This is a genomic window from Vibrio sp. 1249-1 (assembly GCF_033340495.1).
On record NZ_JAWOWJ010000050.1, the window covers coordinates 1 to 1,555 of the forward strand.

The 1,555-nt window shown below is 53.6% G+C and carries 1 rRNA gene; it reads right to left on the minus strand.

Annotation, left to right across the window (positions count from 1 at the left end):
- Window positions 1–1,553, minus strand: a 16S ribosomal RNA gene (locus R7Z50_RS24115).
- Window positions 1,554–1,555 lie beyond the last annotated feature (2 nt).

Genomic DNA, 1,555 nt, shown 5'->3' on the forward strand with positions numbered 1-1,555 from the left:
TAAGGAGGTGATCCAGCGCCAGGTTCCCCTAGCGCTACCTTGTTACGACTTCACCCCAGTCATGAACCACAAAGTGGTAAGCGTCCCCCCGAAGGTTAAACTACCTACTTCTTTTGCAGCCCACTCCCATGGTGTGACGGGCGGTGTGTACAAGGCCCGGGAACGTATTCACCGTGGCATTCTGATCCACGATTACTAGCGATTCCGACTTCATGGAGTCGAGTTGCAGACTCCAATCCGGACTACGACGCACTTTTTGGGATTCGCTCACTTTCGCAAGTTGGCCGCCCTCTGTATGCGCCATTGTAGCACGTGTGTAGCCCTACTCGTAAGGGCCATGATGACTTGACGTCGTCCCCACCTTCCTCCGGTTTATCACCGGCAGTCTCCCTGGAGTTCCCGACATTACTCGCTGGCAAACAAGGATAAGGGTTGCGCTCGTTGCGGGACTTAACCCAACATTTCACAACACGAGCTGACGACAGCCATGCAGCACCTGTCTCAGAGTTCCCGAAGGCACCAATCCATCTCTGGAAAGTTCTCTGGATGTCAAGAGTAGGTAAGGTTCTTCGCGTTGCATCGAATTAAACCACATGCTCCACCGCTTGTGCGGGCCCCCGTCAATTCATTTGAGTTTTAATCTTGCGACCGTACTCCCCAGGCGGTCTACTTAACGCGTTAGCTCCGAAAGCCACGGCTCAAGGCCACAACCTCCAAGTAGACATCGTTTACGGCGTGGACTACCAGGGTATCTAATCCTGTTTGCTCCCCACGCTTTCGCATCTGAGTGTCAGTATCTGTCCAGGGGGCCGCCTTCGCCACCGGTATTCCTTCAGATCTCTACGCATTTCACCGCTACACCTGAAATTCTACCCCCCTCTACAGTACTCTAGTCTGCCAGTTTCAAATGCTATTCCGAGGTTGAGCCCCGGGCTTTCACATCTGACTTAACAAACCACCTGCATGCGCTTTACGCCCAGTAATTCCGATTAACGCTCGCACCCTCCGTATTACCGCGGCTGCTGGCACGGAGTTAGCCGGTGCTTCTTCTGTCGCTAACGTCAAATAATGCAGCTATTAACTACACTACCTTCCTCACGACTGAAAGTGCTTTACAACCCGAAGGCCTTCTTCACACACGCGGCATGGCTGCATCAGGCTTGCGCCCATTGTGCAATATTCCCCACTGCTGCCTCCCGTAGGAGTCTGGACCGTGTCTCAGTTCCAGTGTGGCTGATCATCCTCTCAGACCAGCTAGGGATCGTCGCCTTGGTGAGCCCTTACCTCACCAACTAGCTAATCCCACCTAGGCATATCCTGACGCGAGAGGCCCGAAGGTCCCCCTCTTTGGCCCGTAGGCATCATGCGGTATTAGCCATCGTTTCCAATGGTTATCCCCCACATCAGGGCAATTTCCTAGGCATTACTCACCCGTCCGCCGCTCGACGCCGTTATCGTTCCCCGAAGGTTCAGATAACTCGTTTCCGCTCGACTTGCATGTGTTAGGCCTGCCGCCAGCGTTCAATCTGAGCCATGATCAAACTCTTCAATTTAA